General features: G+C 50.4%; 16 protein-coding genes. 11 read left to right on the top strand and 5 right to left on the bottom strand.

What is annotated here, in order from left to right; all coding sequences use genetic code 11:
* Nucleotides 1-26 precede the first annotated feature (26 nt).
* The 10 genes from arcC (at nt 27) to sbtM (ending at nt 11601) form a co-directional block, all read left to right on the top strand.
* Nucleotides 27-959 carry a carbamate kinase gene (arcC, locus tag PHQ97_03860; protein MDD4391870.1) on the top strand — a complete coding sequence of 311 codons (933 nt, stop codon included), beginning with the start codon at nt 27-29 and terminating at the stop codon, nt 957-959.
* 1327 nt (nt 960-2286) lie between these two features.
* The gene (locus PHQ97_03855) at nt 2287-2838 is read left to right on the top strand and encodes a hypothetical protein (protein ID MDD4391869.1); all 552 of its coding nucleotides are present in this window, start codon (nt 2287-2289) and stop codon (nt 2836-2838) included.
* A 156-nt stretch (nt 2839-2994) separates the two neighbouring features.
* Nucleotides 2995-3894, top strand: coding sequence for a nucleotidyltransferase (locus PHQ97_03850; protein ID MDD4391868.1), 900 nt, complete (start codon nt 2995-2997; stop codon nt 3892-3894).
* Entirely contained in the window at nt 3891-4565 is a 675-nt protein-coding gene (locus PHQ97_03845) for a hypothetical protein (GenBank protein MDD4391867.1), read from the top strand. Before PHQ97_03850 ends, PHQ97_03845 begins: the two co-directional genes overlap by 4 nt.
* Nucleotides 4566-4717: 152 nt before the next feature.
* Nucleotides 4718-5035, top strand: coding sequence for a hypothetical protein (locus tag PHQ97_03840; protein ID MDD4391866.1), 318 nt, complete (start codon nt 4718-4720; stop codon nt 5033-5035).
* Nucleotides 5036-5150: 115 nt separating this feature from the next.
* Complete coding sequence (locus PHQ97_03835) at nt 5151-5759, top strand: hypothetical protein (protein ID MDD4391865.1); 609 nt, start codon at nt 5151-5153, stop codon at nt 5757-5759.
* 90 nt (nt 5760-5849) lie between these two features.
* Nucleotides 5850-8279: a hypothetical protein gene (locus PHQ97_03830; GenBank protein MDD4391864.1), complete on the top strand. Its 2430-nt coding sequence runs from the start codon at nt 5850-5852 to the stop codon at nt 8277-8279.
* Nucleotides 8272-8550, top strand: a complete 279-nt coding sequence (locus tag PHQ97_03825; GenBank protein ID MDD4391863.1) for a hypothetical protein — start codon at nt 8272-8274, stop codon at nt 8548-8550. Before PHQ97_03830 ends, PHQ97_03825 begins: the two co-directional genes overlap by 8 nt.
* Before the next feature lie 1203 nt (nt 8551-9753).
* The gene (sbtA, locus tag PHQ97_03820; GenBank protein MDD4391862.1) at nt 9754-9900 is read left to right on the top strand and encodes an SbtA family thio(seleno)oxazole RiPP natural product precursor; all 147 of its coding nucleotides are present in this window, start codon (nt 9754-9756) and stop codon (nt 9898-9900) included.
* 93 nt (nt 9901-9993) lie between these two features.
* Nucleotides 9994-11601 (top strand): thio(seleno)oxazole modification radical SAM maturase SbtM, encoded by a 1608-nt coding sequence (gene sbtM / locus PHQ97_03815; GenBank protein ID MDD4391861.1) that lies wholly within the window; start codon nt 9994-9996, stop codon nt 11599-11601.
* 21 nt (nt 11602-11622) lie between these two features.
* On the opposite strand, the gene PHQ97_03810 is transcribed toward sbtM, so the two are convergent.
* Nucleotides 11623-12633, bottom strand: coding sequence for an AIR synthase family protein (locus tag PHQ97_03810; GenBank protein MDD4391860.1), 1011 nt, complete (start codon nt 12631-12633; stop codon nt 11623-11625).
* On the bottom strand, nt 12605-13915 hold the full coding sequence (gene cytX / locus PHQ97_03805) for a putative hydroxymethylpyrimidine transporter CytX (protein ID MDD4391859.1): 1311 nt from the start codon (nt 13913-13915) through the stop codon (nt 12605-12607). Before cytX ends, PHQ97_03810 begins: the two co-directional genes overlap by 29 nt.
* A gap of 640 nt (nt 13916-14555) precedes the next feature.
* Here cytX and PHQ97_03800 point away from each other — a divergent pair.
* On the top strand, nt 14556-15626 hold the full coding sequence (locus PHQ97_03800) for a tartrate dehydrogenase (GenBank protein MDD4391858.1): 1071 nt from the start codon (nt 14556-14558) through the stop codon (nt 15624-15626).
* 38 nt (nt 15627-15664) lie between these two features.
* On the opposite strand, the gene PHQ97_03795 is transcribed toward PHQ97_03800, so the two are convergent.
* The 3 genes from PHQ97_03795 to PHQ97_03785 all read right to left on the bottom strand — a co-directional run bounded on the left by PHQ97_03795 (nt 15665) and on the right by PHQ97_03785 (nt 22899).
* A complete protein-coding gene (locus PHQ97_03795) occupies nt 15665-17113 on the bottom strand; it encodes a coniferyl aldehyde dehydrogenase (protein MDD4391857.1) in 1449 nt (482 codons plus the stop codon).
* A gap of 201 nt (nt 17114-17314) precedes the next feature.
* On the bottom strand, nt 17315-18439 hold the full coding sequence (gene cfa, locus PHQ97_03790) for a cyclopropane fatty acyl phospholipid synthase (protein ID MDD4391856.1): 1125 nt from the start codon (nt 18437-18439) through the stop codon (nt 17315-17317).
* Nucleotides 18440-18585: 146 nt separating this feature from the next.
* Nucleotides 18586-22899, bottom strand: a complete 4314-nt coding sequence (locus PHQ97_03785; protein MDD4391855.1) for an acyl-CoA dehydratase activase-related protein — start codon at nt 22897-22899, stop codon at nt 18586-18588.
* Nucleotides 22900-22905 lie beyond the last annotated feature (6 nt).

The raw sequence follows: 22905 nt of genomic DNA, 5'->3' as shown, positions 1-22905 counted from the left end.
TCAATCCTCGGATGGAGTAAACCAAGATGAAAAATAAAAAAGAAACGATCCTGATTGCACTGGGCGGGAATGCCCTCATACAAAAAGGGCAGAAGGGAACTGCAGAAGAGCAGATCCGGAACCTCAAAAAACCCTTGGATATCATTGCAAAGCTTTCCAGAGAATATCGCATTGTCATCACCCATGGAAACGGGCCGCAGGTTGGGAATCTGCTGCTTCAGCAGGAAAGCTGTGATGCCGTACCTAAAATGCCACTGGATGTCGTCGGGGCCGAAAGCCAGGGTCAGATCGGCTACCTGATCGAATCCACCCTGGATACGGCACTGATGAACATCGGCATTGAAAACAGTCAGCCGTTTGCCACGCTGATCACCTATACGGTCGTTGACCAGAACGATCCGCTGTTTCAAAATCCCACCAAACCGGTCGGGCCGTTCTACACCAAAGAGCAGGCCGAAAAACTCCCCTACCGGATGGTCGAAACCATTCACGGGTACCGCCGGGTCGTGGCATCACCAAAACCGGTTGACATCATCAACCACCGGGAAGTGAAAACACTGATCGACATGAACTTTATCGTCATCTGCTGTGGCGGCGGCGGCATTCCGGTTATCCGGGAAGGAAAGAGTTTCCAGGGTGTCGATGCCGTTATCGATAAAGACCTTGCCAGCTCTCTGCTGGCGTCTGAAATCGACGCGGATCTGTTTATTGTCGCGACTGATGAAAAAGGCGTCTATGTCAACTTCGGAAAACCCGATCAGAAATTCATCGAAACAATGACGGTTGCAGAGGCCCGAAAGCATATCAGCGACGGCCAGTTCCCTGCCGGCTCCATGAAACCCAAAGTCGAATCAGCCGTCAATTTTGCCGAAGCTACCGGAAAACGAGCTGTCATTACAGCACTGGACGACATTCTTGAAGCTGTTGCCGGCAAATCCGGAACGGCCGTTATCCGATAGCCAACACCCGAAGCCATAATATTCTGCCATAACAGATGCGTACGCCTGCGCCCGTCTCTTATCAGGGAAACTCGCTGTTGGGCATGGGATATAACGAAAAACGCCGATAATCTGTCAAAGATCCTCCTCCAAGTCACTGTCTTGACATTATTTTTTATCGGCGTTTTTTCGTTTAACACTGACCGGAAAATTTCAGCCCCCCTGCCGGTTAAAAAATCCATCATTTAACTTATTGAATACCAATCCAGTTCCTTGCCAAAAAGCGTTTCAAATCTCTGCTTAACCATAACGTCAGGCCCCTTTCATTTATAGCAGGTAACGGTCTAAGGCGGTCCGTGCCCGCAACCCAATTTCCATGGAATTGCCGTTACAAAAAACTCTTTAATTTTCTACCGCCCGTTCGCTTCGCTCGAGACACAGAGCTCGCAGAGACAAAAACCACCGTTTCGAGGCTCTGCGTTCTTCGCGTCTCGAGCGAAGCGGGCGGTAACTATAACGGGAAAATTTTTGTTTTTTTGACAGAGTTTGAGGGATAAGACACTAAGGCGGGCGAAGCCCGCAACCCAAACAGGCACATTTTATGCTTATTCATAATTTGGGAATTGGTTCTATCAACGGCCATTTCATAATCACCGTGGGAATCCATTCCTATCCCGGCAAAGAAAAATCAAGCACCTCCGTAAAATACCAGCTTTCTTTTCCGAGCGTTAACGGGTAAAGCACAAAAAATTTTAAGGGTAACGGGTTTTTGACTCCGGCAGAAGCGTCAGTCATATTCCACGAAGTAAAAATGTCGTATAGCCGGTGACTTCAGCCACCGGTAGCCCCCCCATTTCTCAAGTCCCGAAGGGACGATGTACACCCGTTATAGCCAGCGCTATCATCCGTCATATTCCACCCGACGACATTCAGAAAATCGAAAAATCCTTCTTTAAATCTTGCATCTCAGTAGGTATATAACGTGCATTTTGACGCCGTCCTTTCAGGACTGCGGTCCGTGTGATGAATGTAACCGGGCTCTTCCCGCAGATATAAGTAATTGGTACTTTACAAAAAATGAAATCGTGGTAATAGGACTATGAAAGTCCTGCGGAAAATGTTTTTAATAGCTATGGCAAAAGTCAATGCGTGGCAAATTCACTACCGAATTCTGATTATCATTCTCCTCATCTGCTCGCCTCTGCCACGAAAAAAGCTATAACAAATTTGGCCGGTTCATGAAATCCGGTTTGATATTCAGACAGGGCAAATATGCCCGAAAAGGCCCTTAATATCAACTTATCAGGGCAAATTTACCTGATAATTAGTGGTTATGCATTAAGGAGAGATGATGCAGTCACATGAATTTAATGCGTTAAGACAGGCATTAAGTGACGATATGGATTTTCATACTGTTCAGCTATCGGATAACAGAGAAAGCTTAAACGTCCTGCGTTCGTACATCCGCGCAGTATTTTCATATATCGAAGGCAATGTAAATGGGTTCAAGTCCATTTCTTTAAAAATTTCAAATGAAGAATATGGCATTCAAATTAAAGAAAATGAAGAAAGAAAATTAAGAAACGTTAAACTTGATAAGCAAACTGAAGAGGAACGCGAGAGTTATATTACAGCAAAAGATAACCTATCTTTAGCTCTAAAATCAATCTCTACGCAACACGAATGTGACTACGTGTTGAATAAGCAATCTAATGACTCGCAAAACTATCTTACGTCAATCAAAATCCGAGATAGATTGACGCACCCTAAGAGTATACAAGACTTCAAAGTAAGTGAAGAAGACTTGGCAATAGTTGAGTCTACCTATAATTGGTTTATTAATGAAATCAGGTCGCTTGGAGAGTCAATTGACAAAGTTAGGCGCCGGAATTATGCATAACAATGCCCTTTCACAGCCGACCGGGCTTACGGCGCGGCTTTTTTAAGGGTTTCATTTTAACAAATTGCACAGTCCTTTCAACCGTTTTGGCATTCCCGCCCGGCGGGTGAAGGGCGACGTTCGCTGTAATGAACACGAAGAAAGGACAAGGCAAGTATGTCACGAGACTGGGAAGCACAATTCAGGGAATGGGCGAAGCCGCCGGGGAAGACCGAACAAGACCGTTGCGACAATGCCGCCTCGGCGATCCGCAACGCAATCAAGGCCAGCGACAAACTCCGCACCCGTGGTGTTTCCATCTTTGCCCAAGGCTCCTATCGGAACAATACAAACGTCCGCAAAGACAGCGACGTTGATATCGGAATTCTTTGCACTGACACCTTCTTCCACGACCCTCTTCCCGAAGGCTGGACCCAAGAAAGGCTTGGATTCCCGGACGCCACCTATCATTATGACCAGTACAAGAACGAAGTAGAAGAGGCCCTTGTCAACTACTTCGGACGCTCCGCCGTGAAGAAGGGAAACAAAGCTTTCGATGTTCACGAAACGAGCTACCATGTCGAAGCAGATGTAGCCGCGTTTTTTGAGCATCGCCGTTACCAAGCAAACGGCACCTATCTTGAAGGCGTTGAATTGCTGACGGATAAAGAAAACCGCCGCGTCATCAACTGGCCGGAACAACACTACGAAAACGGCGTCAGTAAAAACAAGACCAACGGCACACGTTTCAAGTCCATTGTTCGCGTGCTGAAATCCCTTTCAAACGAAATGACTGTGCAGGGGATCGGCGCAGCTGATGTTCCGGGCTTTTTTCTGGAGTGTCTTACCTACAATATCCCCAATGACCGCTTTGGAAACTACACATACACAGCCGACGTGAAAGCGGCGCTCGTATTTATTTACGAGAACACGAATACACCCGACGCATGCGCAAAGTGGCTCGAAATTAGTGAGTTGAAATGGCTCTTCCATGCGACACAGAAATGGACGATAGAGCAGGCAAATGCTTTCACATATGCTGCATGGAACTATGACGGACTCGGGGGGGAGTCATGAAGAATCTTAACATGAAGCCCTTCCTCTACCTGCTTGCCGGTTTCTCTGCGGTTGTACTCTTCTTGGCCGCTATTGTTCAGGGGTTTGACCTTCGGAACTTTTTTGACGTGCTTCGGCTCATCCCGGTTGTTGCCACGGCGGACGGTATCGCCTACTTCCTCTTCACTGTCTGGCTTTGGCGCTGGAAGCGTCTTCAAGGCTGGCTAATCCCGTTCCCCGACTTGAATGGCACATGGCAAGGGAACATTCAAACGAACTGGAAGGATGTTGAAGGAAAGACGCCTGGTCCTATTCTCACGATCTTGACAATAAAGCAGAGCTTCGGGCGAATGAGTTGTGTTATGCGAACCGAGGAAATGGAAAGCTACAGCTATCTTGAAGGATTTTGCATCGACAAGGACGCCCAAGTCCGGCGGCTCTGCTACTCGTACACGAGCAGACCAAAAGCTTCATTGCGCGAAAGAAGTACGCCACATGATGGTACGATGCTGTTTAACATTATTGGGACGCCCGTTCACAAGCTTGAAGGTGAATACTGGACGCAACGCCAAACAGCCGGATCGGTAACACTTTCTTTCCGGGTAAATGAACTACTTGACGAAATGCCAGGCGATCTTCCGACGCATCCAGTGACAGGCGGCGAGGGAGATGCTGGCTGTGGAAGATCATGATGAAATACATAACACACAGCAGCGAACAACCGGCTGCATTGGACCGCAAAATGCGGTCGATTTGAGAATTTCCGTAGGCATCATTTAACTTGTCTTTAATTCCGGCCATGTTTCTTTTGCGGCCCATGAGCCGAAGCGTTAGCGAGAGAAAAATGAATACATTACAAAACGATAAGGAAGAACAAGATTTTCGTTCACGTTCATATTACGACATACCATCTAAAGAAAAAATTGAAAGCATGTCAGGTATTGATTTGGCGGTGTTACAATTAAAATATAAGCCAGATGACCCAGGGTCGATAGTCGTACTAAATGAATGGCGGAGACGAGACAAAATTGAACAACACGAACTCAACAAAAAACTCATAAAATCGCAAAACAAGACAGCTGTAGTTGCAAGCATTTTTGGCATCACGGGTACAATTATCGGTGCTATACTTACAGTCATTTTAACTAAAGTTTTTAAGTAGTAATGCCCAAAGATAATTTTCGCTAACCACCGGGTGAACATTGTCCGGTCAAAACGACGCGCCCGGCAAGTTACCCGGAACGTTGTGCACGAAATAAATATCAAGGATTTGATTTGTGATTAGAGGCTATGAGGAGCAATTTAAAGGCAAGATTGTGAAACAAATCCAGGGTCTGCTATGTCGTATCAACTCCATAAAACTGTCTCAGAAAGTATCCAGATATTATCTTGTAGATTTGTCTCTTTGCCTGCAAGCTGGAGCCTTGCTTGGAGCCCTTCATCTATCATCCACAATATTGGAGCTTACAATTAGAGAAATGGTTATTAAGCTTACAACGGATGCTCTTCCGAAAACAAATAACAATAGGAACATAGAAAAAGAATTAGAAGACAAGAGACATTTGGGCTTCTCGAAGCTGGTGGAAATATTAGAATCCGAAGGATTTTTTGATTCAAAAGACGCCGAACTATCCCTGCAATTTTACAAAGATGTCCGAATTCCATTACACCATGGACTTCCAAGGCGATTTGTTTCTAATCATGATGATTTTCTTTTTGATTTTCATGAAAAAATCTTTGGCGGAACCTACCATACAACGATGCATGATTTTGAAAGAGTTATTGAGGAAAAGTCCCTGAGTTTAATTGAAACAGCTATTGGTATAATTGAGAGAAATCAAAAATTAAATGCGCGCAACCATGGGGTGGAGAGGGACGCGGAATAGCGGGTCCGTTTTTACGGCAAATGGTCACGCGCGCGCCTCACCCCAACCGTTCACTGAGAAATGAAGAAGAAACAAATTGGAGGCGGTGTAATGGCAGGTACCTCAAAACCATATTCTGATTTCCTGAGGGTGGATCTTCATATCCATACGGATATGAGCAAGCTGACCAAAGCAAATGACTACAAAGGCACCTTCTCTATACAGACAGTCTACAGCAAAATGGTGGAGAACGGTGTCGAAATATTCTCATTAACTGATCACAACATCATCAATGTCGCAGCCTATACTGAATACTATGAGACCTTTGCGAGTGAAGATGGCCCTCTCCTATTAATTGGAATAGAGCTTGATGTGACTGTGGATGGAGCACGATACCATTCACTATTCATTTTCTGCCATCATGATATTGATAACGTCAATCGACTTAGTGATGCACTGGAGGGTTACTATTCGGAGAAAGAACTGGCGCATGCTGATCGTGTAATAACTCTTGATGATATTGTTACTTTGTTTCCGACTGATGATTTCTTCTTTATTCCCCACGCAGGCAACGGCTCTAACAGTCTGGTTGATGCTTATCGCGCTGATATACCTTATGCACAAAAGATGCTTTTGCTTATGCCGAGTTGTGCTCTGGAGAAGGTGAAACAAAAAGCTATTGCCCATTACAATGACTCGTTCGGCAAGCAAATGCCAGAAGCCCATCGTGATAGGAAAGACATCGCATACATACAGTTTTCCGATAATCACAACATAGAGAAGTATCCCCTCGTGCATAAGGGAGGAACTGAAAATCCTCCGCATGAATTCAATTATGTTAAAGGCGGTAAGAATTACGAGACGCTTAGGCAAGCATTCATTGATCCTGAGTCGCGCATTAAGTCCGAAGCTCAACTGGCGACTTTTCCTCGTAACCAAAACCATTTGGAGGGGCTAAAGATTTCGGGATGTGACCACATTTCAGACACACACCTTATGTTCAGCCCTCATCTCAATGTCATTATCGGGGGACGTTCCAGTGGAAAAAGCTTGTTAATGAGCTTGTTCGGTAAATGTATCGACAGGCTTCCTGAAGACCATACTTACGAAGGTCTGCTATCCACCGCTACGGTGCAGACCAAGACTCAACGTGAAGCTGCATATTCAGGCGAATCAACCTTGGATGCAGAGCCTATCTGGATTAAGCAAGGCGACATCATTCGATATTTCGAGCAGTTCCACCTCGATGAGCTTGCTGACAAAGTGGGGAAAAAAGACGAAAGGAATTTGGCGCGGCAGAACCTGATTGAAAAACGCAATCAGCTTAGAAATGAGGTAGACGCTCTATCTAAAGCTTACAGTGAGGCTTATGAAAGCCTGAAGGAACGAAGTTTTGTGCTTCATGAACAGACTATCGCAGAGAGCTTAAGTGATGAATACACTGTAAAGTTCGACAAGGAAACAATCCTTGAAGAAATCGGCAATTCCACAGAGCTTTTGAAAGAGACAGATGAGCAGTTTCTCGCAGTCTTAAAAGCCGTGGACGCCTTGAAAGAGAATGCTTTCATTTCGTTCACCGATGAAGAATCTCAACTCACTGAAGCCTTTGAGAAGTTGATTCAAGATAAGCAACAGCATTATCGCAATAGAGGGCTTGTTTCTCTAAGAAAACAAACCTTTGTCGAGTGGGTAGAAAAGACTCTTTCAGAAAAGAACACCGGCTTGGGAAATGCTGCCGAGGACAAGGCCAATGCGACTCAGACAATCCAAGCTATCGCTGTAGATGTAAAAGATAAGCTTGAGTCCGCCGCGAAGCTCTTATTGGTAAGCAACCAGACAAGTAGCTTGTTATGCCATGAAGTTGAGGAGTTCGACCTTCATGGGGAAACAAGGTTTGTTGTCGAGGCCACAGCCAATACCTCACCGCGTGATGTCGTTTTGGATGCTATTCGAAACGCAGACACGGCAAAGAGCCTTTACAGCAACCTGCTTGCTCTCATCTCAGACGAAAAGAGTGTTAAGAACCTCGGCGGCAATACACCTGATGCGTTGAGCCGCAAGTTAGGAACCCTTTTTACTCCGCTTTATGAGTGTTACAGCAATCCGAATGAGTCGTTAATATATGCAGACGCATCAACCTCGAAAGGCAACAGTCCGGGCTATAACTCTGAAAAATATTTGGAAATCCTTCTCTCTCAAGCGGACAGCAAACTCGTCTTCATAGACCAACCAGAGGACAACTTGGGTAGCAACTTTATTGCTGAAGCTCTCGTTTCCATGATTCGGGAAAAGAAGTTCCGAGGTCAGGTATTTCTTGTAACCCACAATCCCGCTATTGTCGTCTATGGGGATGCCGAGTCCATCATTGTGGCAAGCAATGACGATCAACGCATCAGCTACCGGCAAATCGTGCTGGAAGATCGACAGGCACAAAAAGAGGTTTGTCAAATATTGGATGGTGGCGAATACATTTTTGATCGGCGGGCCAAGAAATATAACATCAAACGCATTCTAACTGAATTGAGGCAAGACCATGTGTGAAATAAACTGCACCGCAACCATCACCGAAGAATCCATTGAAATTGCTTTGGATGGTACGGCGATTTTGATCTCATTGGATGGAGACATAGATTTCACTCCTTTAGCCAAACACTTAACCCATCTAATTGAACGCAAATGCGGCATAGCAATCACATGGGCTGAGGTTGAGGAACCAACGGATAAGGCAAATATAGCCAAAGAGGTAGTCGATGGGATAATCGAATCTTTCAATCAGGTTATCGAAGAACAGTTTGACGAGGTGAAAAAATAGCGGGGTCAGGTCTTCATTCTTGACAGAATTGGAAACAACAACGGCTTCGCCGAACCATCGGGTGAACTTGACCGGGCAAAACAACGCGCCCGGCAAGTTACCCGCACGTTATACGAAGGAACATAAAATGAGTGAACAAATTAAGAGAGCAGTTTATTCAAAGATTTGTGGAACGCAAAATTGGGTCCCTTCTGGTCGAGCAAAAATAAGAATAGGGAATAATGTTATTCACGTTCGATTTTGCTCAACAAATAGTCGTTCACCTTCAAAATAAAAATTTAACATTAACTCCAACACATTAACTACAGCTTTTGAGTTGTGGATTTGCGGGGATCAGGAAACATATTATCTTACACCGATCGAAATAATAAAAAAAATATACACTGATCCTGATGCATATCAGGATTATCACCACGAAGGAATAAAAGTCGTTTCAATAGACACGGATAGCAATTATGTAATGTATGCACGGGGTGGGAAATCAATTAGCTTGAAACCATATCTAAAGGGAATAATCCAATAATTGTATAATATGTGGTTTCACATAGGACCGATCGTACCTCGCTGCCTGTCAACCACGGCGTTATATGGTGAATATTCAAAGATCGGTGTCAGATCTTATATAGTAAATAAGACTCAGCTACATAGGCTGATCAGGATTAAGCACAAATAGTGTTACATCTTGCATAGTGTACTATTTAACCTTTTTACAGCACTATTCACTATGCAAGATCTGACACCTTTTCTTACAGTTTTCGGCCTTGATCATCGTCTCGGCCATATATCCAGCTGTGGAGTCCCGCCCGTTTCTGGCGTACGACGTTGCGCGCTCCGGGGAAAAGATGCCGGGGTCATGAAGCGTTAAGAAGCGCAAACTGTCTGAGGCGCGCCGAATTTTTGCGCTTTAGCTTTATGGCCCCGGCATCCCCCGGATCGTGCTGGAGAAGCCGGCAATGGGCGGAACGGCTCCCGTGACGACGTGGCCGAAATGATGATCAAGGCCATTATTTATAATTGACGCCAGCCGGCATATCGCTATAATTAATACTATCCAACCGGTTATGAATCCGTATAGGTTCCGTTTTCCCCGCACTGCGACAAACGGTCGATCCAACAGGATGGCTGTGTGCATTACAAAGTGTATTTCTTCCCCGGGATTTAGCACCTCAGCAATTCACCAACCAAAACCAGGAGGTGAATACCATGAACAGCAATGAGCTTAAAAAAATTCTGGCAGGATTTTGTATCGCCGGGCTGATTGCCGGTACGGCTCTCACGCTCAACGGATGTGAGAAGGCAAGCGCATGATCCGGTGAGAAACCGGGAGCTGGAAGCTCCCAGAGCAGTTGAAGCGGCGGATCTTCCTGTGCCGGTGGCACAGACAAGGAAAAGACCGAGTAAGAATGATGTTTTCCAGATTTAACGTAAAAAAAGGAACCGGTTGTGTCAACAACTGAGGTTGAAACATTTGAAACGGTCTACCCCACATGCCGCTCAGTCATAGATGATAAAGCCTGGGGAAGAATACAGGCGGCGTGTGGGACAGGACTGCCGCCGGATGATGTCCCGCAGCTGCTGCAACGCCTGGCCGCACCGAACGGCCTTCCGGATTTTCTGTCCGAACTTGCCCGGATCGAAAGGGCATTCCGGCAGCTGAGTACCGAAAAAAGCCAACCGTTTCCAGCCGTCTCATCCTATACGGTAAACCCGACACTTAAACTGTATCCGGTTTCCTTTAAACGCCTTGCCAGCCTGATCGATCCGCCTTCGGCCGCCCGCGCTGCCGATCCGGAACCGGGTGAGTCTGTCGTCATGATCTGGAAAAATCCCGAATCAAACCGGCCGAACATTGCAGAGGCCGTAAGCGCAGATCTGCTGGCGCTTAAACTCGTGGTTGAGCATATCGACATAACCGCAGCCGCCGATGAAAAAATCACCTCATTGGGGCTGATGACCGGAGCACTCCGGCAGGCAGCCGACAAGGGGATACTGCTTTGCCCGCCTTCAAAAATTCATCGCAGCAGCGACTATGATTCGTCAAATGAAATCCATCACAACAGATTTCTGTCATCTGCCGTTTTTACCCTTCAGTGGCATATCACCCAAACCTGCGATCTTCACTGCCGGCACTGTTACGACCGAAGCGACCGGGCGGTCATGCCTCTTGAGCAGGGGGTGTCCGTCCTCGATGATTTTTTTGATTTCTGCAGGCAGCGTTATGTCAGGGGGCAGGTAACGTTTACCGGCGGAAATCCGCTGCTCTACCCCCATTTCACCCAACTTTACCAGGCAGCGGCAGACCGGAGATTTACGATTGCCATCTTGGGCAATCCATCCCCGAAACACCGGATCGAGGCATTGATCCCTGTCTGCAAACCGTCCTTTTTCCAGGTCAGCCTGGAAGGGCTTGCGCCCTACAATGACTGGATCAGAGGCCAAGGGCATTTTCAACGCACCCTTGAATTTCTTAAAATTCTCCGGGAGCTTGACATCTACTCGATGGTGATGCTGACCTTAACCCGTGACAATATGGACCAGGTACTGCCTCTGGGCGAAATGCTTCGCAACCGGACAGATTCGTTTACATTCAACCGGCTGTCCATGGTGGGAGAAGGGGCAAGCCTGATGCTTCCGGAAAAAGATCCGTTTCGCCGGTTCCTGACCGATTATGCCGCTGCGGCGAAAACCAATCCGGTATTGAGCATCAAAGACAATCTTTTTAACATCCTTCGATACCGGAACGGCCAGCCGCCCTTTGGCGGCTGCACCGGTTACGGGTGCGGCGCCGCCTTTAATTTCGTATCCGTACTTGCCGATGGCGAGGTCCATGCCTGCAGAAAATTTCCTTCCTGTATCGGAAACATTTTTCATCAGCCCCTTGAAGACATATACGATTCGGCAACCGCACACCGCTACAGGCAGGGAAGCAGGGCTTGCCGGCGCTGCGCCCTGCGCCCGGTCTGCCGGGGATGCCTGGCCGCCACTTACAGCGCCGGCATGGACCTGTTCGAAGAGAAGGACCCCTGGTGTTTTTTCAGCCCGTCCGGATAACCCCCATCCGTGGCTACGAGCCTATCCGAATATCTTAGACAGCTCATCCTGCTGATATATGGGCAGCGGAATCGTTTGCGCCTGTTTTATCAGCCGGATGCCGTCCGCCGGGTCCATGAATTTACCGATACAGGTGGCCTTGATGCCATGTTCGTTCAACTTTCCGATAACCTCCCCGGACACATCGGGCGCCGAGGCAATCAGCAATGATCCCGAAGCAAAGGTGCCCAGCGGATCGATATTATAAAATTGACATAGCGCCGCTGTCTCGCAGCTGATCGGAATCCGGTCATGGTACACCTCCATCCCCAGGTGGCTGGCATACGCCATTTCATATATGCCGGTTGCAATGCCCCCTTCGGTGGGATCATGCAGCGCATGAATCTCCGGATACCGTGAAACGATCCGTGAATCCAGAGTTACGCTGATTCCCGGATCATACAGGTACTGCTGGGCACGGGTAACCAATTCATCAGAAAAATGGGTTTTTAATGACTGCCCGTGTTCATTGGCGATGATGGAAGTCGCCTCTATCGCCGCCCATTTGGTCATAATCAGGTCATCGCCTTTTTTTGCACCGGCCGTGGGTTTAAGCCCTGTTTTTTCAACCTCCCCCAGCATCTGCCCCACCACCACCGGCTTGGTGACACTGCTGGTCACTTCGGTGTGCCCCCCGCAATAGATAATCCCAAGTGCTTTGCAGCTTCCGGATATCTGTGAAAATATCCTCTCGAGTTCTTTTTGTTCCGTATGCTCCGGCACCAGAATCGTCGCGAGAAACCACAGCGGAACCCCCCCCATGGCCGCGATGTCATTGGCATTGATATTGACCGCATAATAGCCGATTTCAGCGGTTGCATGCGTGATGGGGTCGGTCTTTGCGATCAGATAGCGGCTGCCGTCCATATCGATAACCGTTGCGTCCTCACCGATTCCTGAGCCGAGAACGATCCGGTCGCTGACCTGGGTATAGTCTGAAATCAATTTTTCGAGGATATTTACATTAATCTTGCCGATCTGAAGCACTGCCATAAGCTATTTTTTCACCTCTCCTTTCACTGACAGATGTCAGCACCTGGTATAATAATCCGGAAACAATAATCGAGGGAAGCGTGCCCCCGACCGTGTATTGCATGTGCGCTACCGTCTCGAATACGGCGAACCCGATTGCCCAGGATATGATGGCCGACACATTGTATCCTTTGACGTACCAGTATTCACCGCAGCGCTTATAGAGCTGGCCGACATCGATCCTGCGTTTACGGATAATGAAATAGTCAGTCAGAACCACTCCGAAAAGCGGCACGAACATGGCGCCGATCAGCAGCAGAAAATTTTCAAACTGCTCAACCGGCGTCAACAGAGCAACGACAATGGTAACAATGCCGGAACCCCACATGACCGTATTGGGTTTGACTTTTGGTGAAATATTCATCACCGAACAGGTGGTCGAATAAATATCGGGAAAATCGGACGTGACAGTTGACAGAACAATCAAAACCAGCGCCGGCACGGCAAGGCCGATGGTTCCCATGGTCTGAAGAATCAAAAACCCCGGATCGGTCGATCCCGTCATCAGTGTGGCGACCAGTCCCAGGATATACATCCAGGAGGAGATGATAAAATATCCCCACCAGGTATTCCAGAACGCGGACGAGGTGCTTTTTGACATCCTGGAATAATCGGCCACCAGCGGCATCCAGGATATGGGCATGGCAATCACCAGGTCCAGACCCGTCATGAACGGCATCGGATCGGCAGCGCTTTTTATCAAATTTAATTCAAGACCGGTAAAGGACACCCAGCTCATCGCCCCCATGATCAGAACCATGGCCACCATGGAAATCGACTGCATGGTCTTCCAGATTGTTTTACCGGTATACAGTGCCCACAGCAGCGTGCCGACGCCAAGAAGGATGATCCAGAACCGGCTGGTGGCAAAAACGCCTCCGATGCCCTGTCCAAGCGCTGCGCCGGCCCTGCCGCCGATAATCAGCATGATCGATGCCCATCCGACCAGCTGGATGATATTGAGCACCGCGGCAATTCGGGAGCCACGGATTCCGAATGACGGTCTGAGCGATACCATGGACATGATGCCATGATCCGATCCGATAATTCCTCCCAGCCCCATCAGGGTGTTTCCGATGATATGACCGATGATAATCGCCGATAACCCGAGCCACAAGCCCATCGTGGAAAGAAATCCCCCGGCCCAGATTTCCGCCAGTGAAATACCGACCCCGGCCCACAAAAGAAAATAATCCAGTCCGCCCCAATGCCTTTCCGCTGCCGTTACCGGTCTGATATTCATGTCACCTATCCTGTTGGCCTTTCCGTATTAAAACTGATTTCATGTATGGTTTATCCATATGATTTATCGGCAGGGGTCCTGCAATTGAATTTCAAGGCACCTGAGCCCGAGTTGATGACATGGCGGTGTTCAAAAAACCGTGGAATCAGAATTCCCGAATTTAGCAGGACATCGCCATACGCCCCGACCATGGTCAGCGGTCAAAAGTTCTGTCATCTGAACGACACATTGATAAACCCAAAATGCGCTGTCCCCACGACCTGTCCGGGCCTGCCGACAACTCATTTGGGTAAAATACCACATACGTTATGACATTTCCAGTATCATATACATTTCATTTAGACAGCTTATTTTCAATAATCGTTGATTTGCCATCATCATTCCTTCAAAATCGACTTGACGGGCATTCCAGGCTTAACTCGCTTAAACGTTTACCAGAAAATTCTGCCCTCGGCGGCGGCTCAAGGCCATGGAGGATTCCCGCGCCCGAAGTGTCCCAACCGGCAAAGGGGAAAGCGCTTGCGCAACAAGCATGCTGTTTGCATTTTCATGGGAATTGTACTATCTCCAATACGTCACGCTGTTGAGGGATCATAGCAACTCCTCTTTTATTCTAACAACTGTAAAGGAAAAAAATATCATGACCTATCATATAGCCCTCATCCCGGGCGACGGCATCGGCTGCGAGGTGGTTCCGGAGGGTGTGCGGGTATTAAACGCGCTGGCTGACGGGCACGGTTTCAAGGTGGCGTTCACCGAATTTCCCTTCTCGTGTCGCTACTACCTGGACCATGGAGCAATGATGCCCCCGGATGGGCTGGACACACTCAAGCGCTTTGACACCATTCTTCTGGGCGCCGTGGGAGACCCCAGAGTTTCGGATCATATTTCTTTGTGGGGACTGCTGCTGCCCATCCGGCGCGTATTTGATCAATACGTCAACCTGAGGCCGGTCCGACTCCTGCCGGGAGTCAAAAGCCCCCTGGCCGGACGCGGCAGCAAAGACATCGACTTTGTGGTCATTCGGGAAAATACCGAAGGCGAATACTCGGATATCGGCGGAAGTCTCTTTCCCGGCACCGACAAGGAGATAGTCGTGCAACAGACCCTGTTCACCCGAAAAGGCGTGGACCGGATACTGCGCTATGCCTTTGAGCTTGCCCGAAAACGGCCGCGAAGGCATCTGACATCGGCCACCAAATCCAACGGAATCAGATACACCATGCCGTTCTGGGATGAACGTTTTGCCGCCGTCGGAAGTGAATTTTCCGATATCCGGTGCGACCGGTTTCACATCGACATTCTTACGGCCAATTTCGTACTTCACCCGGACTGGTTTGATGTGGTGGTGGGAAGCAATCTTTTCGGTGATATTCTCTCTGACCTGGGACCAGCCCTGGCGGGCGGCATCGGCATCGCTCCCTCAGCCAATATCAATCCGGAACGCGAATTCCCGTCCATGTTCGAACCGGTACACGGCTCGGCCCCGGACATCGCCGGCAAGGGCATTGCCAACCCGATTGCCACGCTGTGGTCGGTGCAGATGATGCTCGAATTTCTGGGAGAGGCGGCAGCGGCAACTGACCTGATGAAGGCCATCGAAGCCGTGACGGCACGGGGGGTCTTTACACCGGACCTGGGAGGCAGGGCGACCACCACCGAAGTGACCGACCAGGTACTGGCTGAACTTGACCGCACGGCAGGGAGCTGATCCCGAAACGTTCAATTGAGAAGCGGCACCCGGTCCGGTCACCGCAAAAACAGTTTCAGCAGCAGGCGCTGAAGCAAGGTGCCGTAGGGCGGGTGAGCCATCCGGCCGGTATTGAAAAAACAACCCCGCTTGAGAACAGTTTTCGCCTTTGAAAAAGCAAGGAACCCTTCCCGGCCATGATACTGCCCCATACCCGACGGGCCGATCCCGCCGAAAGGGGCATCATCAGCGGAAACATGCATGAGCGTATCGTTGATGCAGACCCCGCCGGAATGGGTTTCGGCCAGCACCCGCCTCTGAAGCGACCGGTCAAAACTCATCAGATACAGGGCCAGCGGCCTCGGGCGCTGTTGAATGTATTCGATGGCCTGATCCATGTTCCCGCAGGTCACCAGCGGCAGGACAGGGCCGAAGATTTCCTGCTGCATCAGCATCATGTCATCGGTCACCTTCAGCACCAGCTGGGTGGCCAGTTTGCGCTGGTCCGGATCAGGCACACTGCCCCCGGGATCGGTGTCGATCACCACCGCGCCCTTGTCACGGGCATCCTTGAGACAGTCCTGAATCCGCCGGAAGTGAGCCTCATTGATGATGCTGGTGTAGTCGGGATTGTCGGAGACGTTTCCGTACCTGTCGGCAAAGGCGCGCGTGTAGGCGGCAACAAATTCGTCCACCCGCTGTTTCGGCAGCAGCACATAGTCCGGAGCGATGCAGATCTGCCCGGCATTCATGCACTTGCCTAAAATCAACCGCGCCACGGCAATATCCATGGGGATATCCGCATCGATGATCACCGGGGATTTACCGCCCAGCTCCAGGGTCACCGGCGTCAGGTTGTCGGCAGCCGCGTGCATGACGTGGCGTCCGACCGCTGTTGAGCCGGTAAACAGCAAATGATCAAAGGGCTGCCGGCTGAACGCCTGCGCCACTTCAATACTGCCGTCGATCAGCGCCACCTCGTCTTCCCGGAAAATCTTTCTCATCAGGCAGCCCAGAACCTTATTGGTGGCAGGGGTAAACTCACTCATCTTGATCATGGCCCGGTTGCCGGCGGCCAATGCAAAGGCCAGCGGCCCTGCCGAGAGCATCAACGGAAAATTCCACGGCACAATAATACCCACCACCCCCAGGGGCTGATACACCACCCGAACCCGGGCCGGCAACAGCAGCATTCCTGCCCTGCGCCGCTCCGGCCGCATCCATCGCCGGACATGCCGGGCGCAGTAACGAAGACTGTTGACCGCCGGCAGAATATCCCCCAGCAGAGAGTCGTAGTCTGCCCGGTGCCCGAAATCCCGGCTCATTGCCTGAACCAGATCATCCCGGTAGGCAACGATGGCCTTTCGAAGGGCATTTAACCGTCGGATGCGGGAGGCGGCATCGGGCATGGGATCGGCCAGAAATGCCTGCCGCTGCCTCAAAAAAATCTGATGCGGCCGAAGCGCCTCATACTGTTTGCGGGCAAAAGCCAGTTTTCGGAGTGTCATGGCTGTCTCGTCAGGGTTTGAGAAACATGAATTGTGCAAAATTTCTGAATTCCGCAAGGGGCTTGATCATAATTTCGGCCATGGTGTCGCAGGCTCAGGTCCCGGCATCTTTTCCCCGGATCGTGCCATATCGTACCCAGGGAACGGGCCGGATTCCACGGCCACGCTTCGGAACGATGGCCGAAATTATAATCGAGCCCGTTAATTATAGCGCGGGGTCCGATATCCGCCCAGGAGCCCTTCGGAAGAAAACACCAGCTGCCATAGCTGAATGCCCCTGGCACGAAAAGCTCCGGCACATGACAACAGATAATATTGCCACATTCGGTAAAATCGATTGTCATAGTCTGTTTTGAGTGTATCCCAGTTTTCACGAAAATTTCGAAACCACTGCATCAGAGTCGTATCATAATCGACGCCGAAACTATGCCAGTCTTCGAGAACAAAAATGCCCTCGACAGCCGACATCAACTGTTCTGCAGACGGCAGCATGGAATTTGGAAAGATGTAGCGTTCTATCCATGGATCGGATCGGGTTACGGACCGGTTTCCACCGATGGAGTGTAACAAAAAGAGTCCGTCGGCCTTCAGGCATCTCCGGACTGTTCGCATGAAGGTCGCATAATTTTTATACCCGACATGCTCGATCATGCCAATAGATACAATGCGATCGAATGTTTCATCTATCTGACGATAATCCTGTAAGCGGATATCGACCGGAAGCCCCCGGCACTGTTCCCTTCCAAATGCGGCCTGCTGTTCGGAAACGGTAATCCCGACCACTTCAGCCTGATATCGTTCGGCGACAAATCTGGCGGTTCCGCCCCACCCGCATCCGATATCCAGAAGCCGCATTCCCGGCTGCAGATTCAATTTCCGGCATATCAGGTCCAGCTTGGCCTCCTGCGCAGCGTCTAAATTATCCGCGTTTTTCCAGTAACCACAGGAATAAATCATGCGTTTATCAAGCATACACTGATACAGCTTATTGCCGATATCATAATGATGTTGACCAATTTGAAAGGCACGGGAGGGCTTCTGAAGGTTGCACAATCTGGCCTTCAGGGCAGCCAGATACCATGTCCTGGACCGGACCCGTTCATCCAGTCTGGCGCGTAAAATCTGACAGAAAAATTTATCTATCCTCTGGCAGTCCCACCAGCCGTCCATATATGCCTGCCCGAAAGCAAGCGATCCTCCGGAAAAAACTCTGGCAAACAGATCATCGTTATGTATCTGAATATCCCAGTCACGATCCCCATTGATTCTGACATCAGCCGTTTCCAACAGTTTTTCAATCTTTGCACGAAAATTATTCTCAGACATGACCTCCCTCTTTTAGCGTTATACCTGGTTAAAATGATAGACGTATACCCTGATATTTCAAAAATGAGCTGAATTATTCATATGTGTCAAGGAGAATGAACGCATACCGTGAGGTTTCGGTGATTTCGGCCAGCTGCCGAACCGGTTCATACCACCTGCTTTTTCCAGTTATATCGGCGCATTCGATCCAGATTAATCTGATGATTATGAAACGCATTTCGAATCATGAAATGCAGACGGTTGTATACGTTGACCTCGCTCGTGCCGGCTTCAAAATCGAGAAAAAGAAGATTGACTTTCGGATACAGCTGCTTGAGCCGTCGTTCGATGCCTTTGGCAATCACATGGTTGGCAATACATCCGAACGGCTGCAGGCATACCACATCCCAGATGCCCTCCCCTGCAAACCCGGCGATCTCCGCCGGAATAAGCCATCCTTCACCGAACTGACTCGTAAGGCTGACGACCCGAGATGCGGATCGGGCCTTCTGCCAGATCCCGATCGGGGGTTCATAGCAACAAAACCCGGACAGCACCTGCTCAAAACGACGAATCCATTTATGGCACTGTCGTTCCAGGAACGTCTGTTTCAGAACGCAAACCCCGCCGCGCTGGATGAAGCTCTCCCGGTTCACCTTCTCGTTGACGAAAAACTGCATGACAAAATCAAGCAGACAAGGGACGACGACTTCCACGCCCTGGGAGACAAGCCAGTCGATCACGTGCATCTGGCTGAAACGATTGTATTTAAGAAAAATTTCGCCCACGATCCCGATCCGCGGGCAATGGATCGGTCCGGCAACCACATCGTTAAAATCCCGGACAGCGTTTTTCAGAAGCTTCAGGAGCCCGTCAATATCCTTGTTTTCAACGAGTACCGGGGCAACCTTCAGATAGTGATCTCGAACTTTCCCGGCCTGCCCTTTCAGGCGCTCCCGCACAACGGACCGATAGTACATGCGCGCGATGGCATCGGCATACAGCAGGCTGGTGAAGGCGGGCCGGATGATTCGGCGAAAATCAAATTCAAAACCCGGTGGGTTATTAACCATTTCATCTGCGTATGACACGCTCATGACAGGCACCGACGGATAGCCGGCGGCGGCCAGAGCCTTTTTGATCAGGGCCAGATAATTCGACGCGCGACATTGCCCCCCGGTCTGCGTCATCCCGACCACGGTCTGCTCCGGATCGTATTGCCCCGTTTTAAACGCCTTGATGATATCCCCGACCACCACAATAGCCGGGTAGCAGACCTCGTTATTGGCATAGGCAAGCCCGTATTGCACGGACAGCTCATCCGCCGGCGGCAGGTTTTGCAGATCATAGCCGAGTAAACGAAAAATCGGCGGGAAAAACGGTGAATAAAAATCGGAAAAATATGGCACAATGATCGGTTTTCGGCGGTCATTCGGCCTACAGGACGCAGTGGTCACCCGACAATATCGATCCGGAAGCGGTTTGGAAACCGACCGGCTGTTGCGCGTTTCGACCAACGATCGAAGCCGCAATCGAACCGATCCGGTACTGAAAATTTCGTCGATTTTGATCAGGGTAAACGTTTTTCCGGCCGCCGAGAGCACATCCCGGATCTCGTCCATGATAAAGGCGTCCGGCCCACAGCCAAATGAATTGAGCATTACATATTGGATATCGGTATTCCCCTGCCCGGCTACCCACTGCGCCGCCTTGAGCAACCGATTCGGCCAGGCCCACTGAGGAACTGCGACCAGGTCCCGGAGGCTTCCCCGGGACATCCGCGCAGCCGGATCGACCGGAAGCACATCAACCCCCAGATCGGCCAGGAGGTCCGATGTCTGATGTTCAATAAGCGGATCCGCATGGTAAGGACGGCCGGCCAGCACGATCACCATCCGCCCCTGCGCACGGGCCTGATCCAGAAGTTCCTGCCCCTGCCGACAGAGTGTGTCCCGGAATTCGCACTGTGCCGCCAAGGCCTTTCGAAAGGCTTTTTCGAATCGATATCGGGAAACCTTCAGTGATTTCAGGTACTGCCAGCAGGCTTTCTCCAAAAGGCCTTCGTCCCTGAACGATACGGCCGGCGTGTCAAAGGGAATTGTCTCCCGCCCTTTTTCTTCGACAATGCCTTTCAGCACATCCGAATATCCGGTGACAATCGGACAGTTGAAACTATTGACGGCCCCGGCCGAATCTTTTGGCTCATGGATGGTCATCGGGTAAAAAATACGATCCACCCCCCGTTCCACCAGATCGACAACGTGACCGTGGGCCAGTTTGGCCGGAAAGCAGATGTTATCAGACATGACGGTTCCAAGGCCCTTTTCATAAATCAAGTGGGTCGATTCGCCCGACAATACCACCTTGAACCCGCAACCGGTCAGCAGGCTGCACCAGAATGGAAAATCCTCATACATTCCCAGAATGCGGGGAATGCCGATACATCTGCCGTCGGGGGGCGCCTCGGAAGCCATGGAACGTTCGAACAGATATCTGTTTCTGGCGACAAACAGGTTCCTGCCCCGGGGCAGGTTGCGTCCCCGATTACTGAAAATCCGCTCACACTTGTTGCCGGTATGAAAGATTCGGCCCCGGTCAAAGTCAAATCTCGTGACCACACATTGATTGGTGCATCCCCGGCACTGAATTGCCCGGGTGGTATACCGGCTGCAGGTGTCAAGAATCGCTGGATCGATCGGGCGACACAAAGCAGGATCTGCCTGAAACGCTTCTTCGGCAATCAGGGCGGCCCCAAAGGCACCCATCATCTCGGGCCGATCTGCGGATGTAACCGTTCGATCTGCCATCACTTCCAGGGCTCTCAGGACGGCACGATTGCGAAACGTACCTCCCTGAACCACAATGCGATCTCCCAGTTCAGACGGATCGCGCAGTTTCAGTACTTTGTAGAGGCTGTTTTTGATTACCGCGTACGCCAGTCCGGCGGCAATATCCTCGATGGTGGCATTTTCACGTTGTGCCTGTTTGATACGCGAATTCATAAATACGGTACAGCGGGTTCCCAGATCACAGGGCGCGGTTGCGCAACAGGCCCTTTGAGAAAAATCGCCGGCAGTAAGGCCCAGCGACTGGGCAAACCCTTCGATAAACGAGCCGCAACCCGATGAGCAGGCCTCGTTGATTTCAATCCGATCGATGCCGTGCTTGCCGACAAAAATCGCCTTCATGTCCTGCCCGCCGATATCCAGAATGAATGATACCTTCGGATCACATTCAGACGCCGCCCGCCAGTGAGCCAGGGTTTCCACAATCCCGTGATCCAGATCCAGGGCTGCCCGGATCAGGTCCTCCCCGTAACCGGTTACCGCAGCGGCCGCAAGCAGCATCCGCCGGTCGGGGACCCCGCTCATACAATCCCGAAAACTGCGAACTGCATCCAGACAGGCACCGATCGGATTGCCGCGGTTCGGTCGGTAATCGCTGAAAACAATTCGTCTCCGGCAGTCGATAACCATGACCTTGGTCGTCGTCGATCCGGAATCGATGCCCAGGAAAAACGGCGTCTCGGCTTCGGCAGGCGACACATCGGTCAGCCGCATAACGGCCCGCCCTGTCTCCCAGTGCTGATACGCTGCCGGGTCGGCAAACAGCGGCGGCAACCGATGCCCTCCGGCCGGCTGCGCCGAGGCTGGCGCCCGCACCCGCCGTCGCCACTCGCTGAGCAGCTGTGCTTCAGCATCGACGCATGTTTGAAGCGCTGCACCCCGTGCAGGAAAAAATTGACTGCCTTCCGGAAGCACGATGTCTTGTGCACAGAGCTTAAGACAGGTTTGGAATCGCGTTCTCAGAGCAGATAGAAAGGTAAGTGGCCCCCCACAGAACAGAACTTTCGATCGGATCTCGATCCCTCGGGTCAGCGAATTGAGATTCTGCACGGCAACGGCATGAAGAATCGAGGCACAGATATCAGCGGTATCGATCTTACGGCTGACCAGATTCTGCACATCGGTCTTGGCAAATACCCCGCATCGAGATGCAATCGGATGGATATAAGCATGACGTTCGGCAAGGACATTTAACTCGGATAATGACAGATCCAGCAACGTCGCCATTTGATCGATAAACGCCCCGGTTCCGCCCGCACAGCTTCCATTCATCCGGATATCGGGAGGCCGGTCCGGTACGAAGAACATCATCTTGCTGTCTTCACCGCCGATATCAATCAGGGTCCGCACATCGGGAAAATGGCGCTGCACCACTTCCCCTGCGGCAATGACTTCCTGAACAAACGGCACGCAGGCCCTTTCGGCAATGCCCATGCCGGCCGAGCCCGTGACAGACAGGCACACCCGACAATCTCCCAGCGTCGCCACGGCTGACTCAAACATGTCAGCCAGCGTATTTCCGATGGCCGCACCGTGCCGGCAATACAATGAAAACCGATTTTGACCGTCTTCATCCAGAACCATCAACTTTGCAGTTGTGGAACCCACATCCAGACCCGCCCGAAACGTCTCCAACTCAAC

The sequence above is a fragment of the Desulfobacterales bacterium genome (assembly GCA_028704555.1).
In the GTDB taxonomy this organism is placed as follows: Bacteria; Desulfobacterota; Desulfobacteria; order Desulfobacterales; family JAQWFD01; genus JAQWFD01.
Note: the sequence above shows the minus strand (reverse complement) of the source record. Positions and strands in the feature narration are given on the sequence as shown.

What these genes read in the sequence shown, in the direction of transcription:
- PHQ97_03810 (MDD4391860.1), bottom strand. Translation starts at nt 12,633, where the DNA reads ATGGCAGTGCTTCAGATCGGCAAGATTAATGTAAATATCCTCGAAAAA.
- PHQ97_03850 (MDD4391868.1), top strand. Translation starts at nt 2,995, where the DNA reads ATGTCACGAGACTGGGAAGCACAATTCAGGGAATGGGCGAAGCCGCCG.
- PHQ97_03800 (MDD4391858.1), top strand. Translation starts at nt 14,556, where the DNA reads ATGACCTATCATATAGCCCTCATCCCGGGCGACGGCATCGGCTGCGAG.
- cfa (MDD4391856.1), bottom strand. Translation starts at nt 18,439, where the DNA reads ATGTCTGAGAATAATTTTCGTGCAAAGATTGAAAAACTGTTGGAAACG.
- PHQ97_03845 (MDD4391867.1), top strand. Translation starts at nt 3,891, where the DNA reads ATGAAGAATCTTAACATGAAGCCCTTCCTCTACCTGCTTGCCGGTTTC.
- cytX (MDD4391859.1), bottom strand. Translation starts at nt 13,915, where the DNA reads ATGAATATCAGACCGGTAACGGCAGCGGAAAGGCATTGGGGCGGACTG.
- PHQ97_03825 (MDD4391863.1), top strand. Translation starts at nt 8,272, where the DNA reads ATGTGTGAAATAAACTGCACCGCAACCATCACCGAAGAATCCATTGAA.
- PHQ97_03840 (MDD4391866.1), top strand. Translation starts at nt 4,718, where the DNA reads ATGAATACATTACAAAACGATAAGGAAGAACAAGATTTTCGTTCACGT.
- arcC (MDD4391870.1), top strand. Translation starts at nt 27, where the DNA reads ATGAAAAATAAAAAAGAAACGATCCTGATTGCACTGGGCGGGAATGCC.
- PHQ97_03830 (MDD4391864.1), top strand. Translation starts at nt 5,850, where the DNA reads ATGGCAGGTACCTCAAAACCATATTCTGATTTCCTGAGGGTGGATCTT.
- PHQ97_03795 (MDD4391857.1), bottom strand. Translation starts at nt 17,113, where the DNA reads ATGACACTCCGAAAACTGGCTTTTGCCCGCAAACAGTATGAGGCGCTT.
- PHQ97_03855 (MDD4391869.1), top strand. Translation starts at nt 2,287, where the DNA reads ATGATGCAGTCACATGAATTTAATGCGTTAAGACAGGCATTAAGTGAC.